Source organism: Streptomyces sp. HSS9-12, from assembly GCF_054963655.1.
Genome location: NZ_JBUEGC010000104.1, coordinates 1 through 4,386 on the forward strand (window position 1 = coordinate 1; position 4,386 = coordinate 4,386).

Genomic DNA, 4,386 nt, shown 5'->3' on the forward strand with positions numbered 1-4,386 from the left:
ACCGTGCGGGCTCTCCTGCGCCACCCGTCGGTAGACCGGTAGCGCACCGGCCAGGGTCACGATCACCAGCACCACCGTCGCCAGCGGGGACAGCAGCCCCGCCGCCAGGGCGGCGATGCCCGGCTGGTAGCCGAGGGTGGAGAAGTAGTCCAAACCGGTCAGGCACATGACCCGCCACCACCGCTGCCCGCGGTGCCCGGCCGGGGGCTGGGCATGCGGGCCCGGCTGCTGCTTGGCCATGTCGGCCAGGCCCTCCAGCAGCCACGCGCGAAGCTTGGGCTTCGCTGCGGGCTCAGGGCCCAGACGTGTGGAACTGGCCACCATGTACTCCCGTCGCACTGCAGATGGATGCGGCCGTCGAAAGACGGCCGGGTGAGCGTACGAAATTCGACGCCGCGGTGCCGGGCCGGGGGCGTGCCCGCCCGTGGGGGCTCCGCGTCCGCACCTTTCGGCTCCGCGGGCGAGCGTAGGTGCCGGATCAAGCAGCCTGATCACTACGGCGTGGCTAAAACCCGGCCCACATATCGGCCGAACCGGCACTCTCGCCAGCGCCCGGCCCCGGCAGGGCGGGCCGGAACGTGGTGGTCGGCAGCGTCGGGCGTGATCGCGGCCCTGATGATTTTTTAACGCAATCCATATGCCCTCGAGGTGCAAAACGGTGCAAATTGACTGACTGACCGGATCCATCTGTGCTGGTCGGCGCCGCCGTCGGGATCACGCGCTGTCTGGCAGGTTGCCACCCGAGGGCGCCTCGGTTGAAATGATCTATTTCCAGGCGAATGTCTGTAAGACTCCGACGAGCGACGCCCTGTCGCCAGCGGAGCGAGTTCGAGGTACCGGCAGCCGTGTCTGATGTGGTGTTCGTGGTCCTGACAGTGGTGGTGTTCGCGCTACTCGGTCTGGCCGTACGGGGGGTGGGGCGGCTGTGAGTGCGGACAACATCGTCGGCCTGGTGCTGGCCGTTGGCCTGACCGTCTATCTGGTCGCGGCGCTGGTCTTCCCGGAGCGGTTCTGAATGGGTACGACCGGAGGGGGCATCGTCTTCGCGCTGTCTCTGCTGGCGGCTCTGGCGCTCGTACATCGGCCGCTCGGCGACTACATGCACCGGGTATTCACTTCCCCCCGCCATCTGCGGGTGGAGCGGGGGATGTACCGGCTCATCGGAGTGGACCCCGACGGCGAGCAGACGTGGGGGGTCTATGCGCGCAGCGTTCTGGCCTTCTCCGCGGTCTCCGTCCTGTTCCTGTACGCCTTCCAGCGGCTGCAGAGTCATCTGTTCCTGAGCCTGGGTCTGCCCGCCGTCAAGAGCGACCTGGCCTGGAACACAGCCGTCAGCTTCACGACCAACACCAACTGGCAGGCGTACTCGGGTGAGTCCACGATGGGGCATCTGGTGCAGATGACCGGACTGGCGGTGCAGAACTTCGCCTCGTCAGCCGTCGGTATCGCCGTCGCCATCGCGCTGGTCCGCGGGTTCGCCCGCAGCCGCACCGACCAACTCGGCAATTTCTGGGTGGACCTGATCCGGGCCTGCGTACGCATTCTGCTGCCGGTGTGCGCAGTCGCGGCGGTGGTGCTCGTGGCGGGCGGCGCGGTGCAGAACTTCCATGAACCGCGGACCGTGCACACCCTGGCGGGCGCCCCTCAGACCATCACCGGTGGACCGGTGGCGAGCCAGGAAGCCATCAAGGACTTCGGTACGAACGGTGGCGGGTTCTACAACGCGAATTCCTCCCACCCCTTCGAGAACCCCACCAGCTGGACGAACTGGATTGAGATCCTTCTGCTGCTCGCGATCAGCTTCTCGCTGCCGCGCACGTTCGGCCGGATGGTCGGCGACCTCCGTCAGGGATATGCGATCGTCGCCGTGATGGCGGTCCTGGCCATCGGCAGCCAGGCCGCGGTCCAAGGGTTCCAGGTGGCCCACCATGGCACCGTTCCCACCGCTGTCGGTGCGGCCACGGAGGGCACCGAGAGTCGCTTCGGGGTACCCAACTCCGCCGTGTTCGCCTCGGCGACGACACTGACCTCGACCGGGTCGGTGGACTCCTTCCACGACTCCTATACGAGCCTCGGCGGTGCGGTGCTGCTGGGCGACATGATGCTCGGCGAGGTCGCTCCCGGCGGGGTCGGTTCCGGGCTCTACGGCATGCTGATCCTCGCCGTGGTGACCGTGTTCGTGGCCGGTCTGATGGTGGGCCGCACGCCGGAGTACCTGGGCAAGAAGATCGGCGGACGGGAGATCAAACTCGCCTCGCTGTACTTCCTGACCACACCCCTGCTCGTACTGATCGGCACAGCGGTCGCGATGGCACTGCCCGAAGGCCGCGCGGGCATGCTCAACTACGGCCCGCACGGGCTGTCCGAGGTGCTGTACGCGTTCACCTCGGCCGGCAACAACAACGGCTCGGCGTTCGCCGGCATCTCCGCCAACACCCCCTTCTACAATGCAGCGTTGGGGCTGACGATGCTGTTCGGCCGCTTCCTGCCCATGGTCTTCGTGCTGGCCCTCGCCGGGGGGCTGGCGGCGCAGAGACCGACGCCGGTGACCAGCGCCACGCTGCCCACCCATCGTCCGCAGTTCGTCGGCATGCTCGCCGCCGTCACTCTCATTCTGGTCGCCCTGACGTTCTTTCCGGCGCTGGCACTCGGACCGCTCGCGGAAGGTATCCACTGATGCCTGGAGCGGATCGGAACTCGCCGCGTCCGCGACGGCAGACCGGCCCGGTGGCAGGCGGCCTGCTCGGCCCCCGACAGATGGCCCGGGCCCTGCCCGACGCGCTGCGCAAGCTCAATCCGATGTCGCTGTGGCACAACCCGGTGATGCTGATCGTCGAGGTCGGCGCGGCGTGGACGACCGTACTCGCCGTACGCGACCCGACCACCTTCGCCTGGCTGATCGCCGCGTGGCTATGGCTTACGGTGCTCTTCGCCAACATCGCCGAGGCCGTGGCCGAAAGCCGCGGCAAGGCGCAGGCCGACACGCTGCGCCGCGCCAGGCGAGAGACGACGGCCCGCCGTCTGATCGGCTGGCAGCCGGGCAGGGAAGCGGCCGAGGAGTCGGTGCCGGCGCCGCAGCTGCGGCAGGGCGACCATGTGATCGTCGAGGCAGGCGAGATCATTCCCGGGGACGGCGACGTGGTCGAAGGCATCGCCAGCGTGGACGAGTCGGCGATCACGGGGGAGTCGGCGCCCGTCATCCGCGAGTCGGGCGGCGACCGTTCAGCGGTCACCGGCGGCACGAAGGTGCTCTCGGACCGGATCATCGTGAAGATCACCCAGAAACCTGGCGAGAGCTTCATCGACCGCATGATCGCGCTTGTGGAGGGAGCGAACCGGCAGAAGACACCGAACGAGATCGCCCTGAACATCCTGCTCGCCGCGCTGACGATCATCTTCCTGCTCGCCGTGGCCACCCTCCAGCCGCTGGCGGCCTACGCCAAGGGCACCCAGCCCGGAGTACCGGACACCGCCGCGTTGAACGCGAACGGGGTGACCGGCATCGTCCTCGCCTCGCTGCTGGTGTGCCTGATCCCCACCACCATCGGGGCGCTGCTGTCGGCGATCGGCATCGCGGGCATGGACCGCCTCGTGCGGCGCAACGTACTGGCCGTGAGCGGCCGCGCCGTCGAGGCGGCAGGCGATGTCAACACGCTCCTGCTCGACAAGACCGGAACCGTCACCCTGGGCAATCGACAAGCCGCCGAGTTCGTACCGGTCGGCGGCGTCGAGCGCGGCGCGCTCGCCGACGCCGCGCAGCTGTCCAGCCTCGCCGACGCGACCCCGGAGGGTCGCTCCATCGTGGTCTTCGCCAAGCAGCGCTACGGGCTGCGGGAACGCACCCCCGGCGAGCTCGCCCACGCCACCTGGGTTCCCTTCACCGCCCAGACCCGTATGTCAGGGGTGGACCTCGCCGACACCGACGAGCGCCGGTCGTTCCGAAAAGGCGCGGCGACCGCGGTCATGAAATGGGTCCGCGACCACGGCGGACACCCGACCGAGGAGGTCGGCCACATCGTCGACGCCATCTCCGCCAGCGGCGGCACCCCGCTTGTCGTCGGCGAAGTCGTCCGGCACGGCGAGGAGACCACTGCCCGGGTGCTGGGCGTCATTCACCTCAAGGACGTCGTCAAGGAGGGCATGCGGGAGCGGTTCGACCGCGTACGGGCCATGGGCATCCGAACCGTCATGATCACGGGCGACAACCCGCTCACCGCCAAGGCCATCGCGGACGAGGCGGGCGTGGACGACTTCCTCGCCGAGGCCACGCCCGAGCACAAGCTGGCCTTGATCAGAAAAGAGCAGGAGGGCGGCAGGCTGGTCGCGATGACGGGCGACGGTACGAACGACGCCCCGGCGCTGGCGCAGGCGGATGTCGGGGTGGCC

At 68.7% G+C, this 4,386-nt stretch carries 3 protein-coding genes and 1 pseudogene; 3 read left to right on the plus strand and 1 reads right to left on the minus strand.

Annotation, left to right across the window (positions count from 1 at the left end; genetic code table 11):
* Positions 1–321 (minus strand): annotated as a pseudogene (locus ACY34J_RS28780) (amino acid transporter); the annotation flags it as partial.
* 604 nt (positions 322–925) lie between these two features.
* Here ACY34J_RS28780 and kdpF point away from each other — a divergent pair.
* The 3 genes from kdpF to kdpB form a co-directional block, all read left to right on the plus strand.
* Complete coding sequence (kdpF, locus tag ACY34J_RS28785) at positions 926–1,015, plus strand: K(+)-transporting ATPase subunit F (protein WP_462729569.1); 90 nt, start codon at positions 926–928, stop codon at positions 1,013–1,015.
* Positions 1,016–2,677: a potassium-transporting ATPase subunit KdpA gene (gene kdpA / locus ACY34J_RS28790; RefSeq protein ID WP_462729568.1), complete on the plus strand. Its 1,662-nt coding sequence runs from the start codon at positions 1,016–1,018 to the stop codon at positions 2,675–2,677.
* Positions 2,677–4,386, plus strand: a 1,710-nt coding sequence (kdpB, locus tag ACY34J_RS28795) for a potassium-transporting ATPase subunit KdpB (RefSeq protein ID WP_462729567.1), incomplete at its 3' end; no start/stop codon positions are given. The genes kdpA and kdpB, both read left to right, overlap by 1 nt.

Bases quoted from the DNA above. Each gene is read 5' to 3' on its own strand.
- kdpA (WP_462729568.1), top strand. From the start codon at position 1,016: ATGGGTACGACCGGAGGGGGCATCGTCTTCGCGCTGTCTCTGCTGGCG.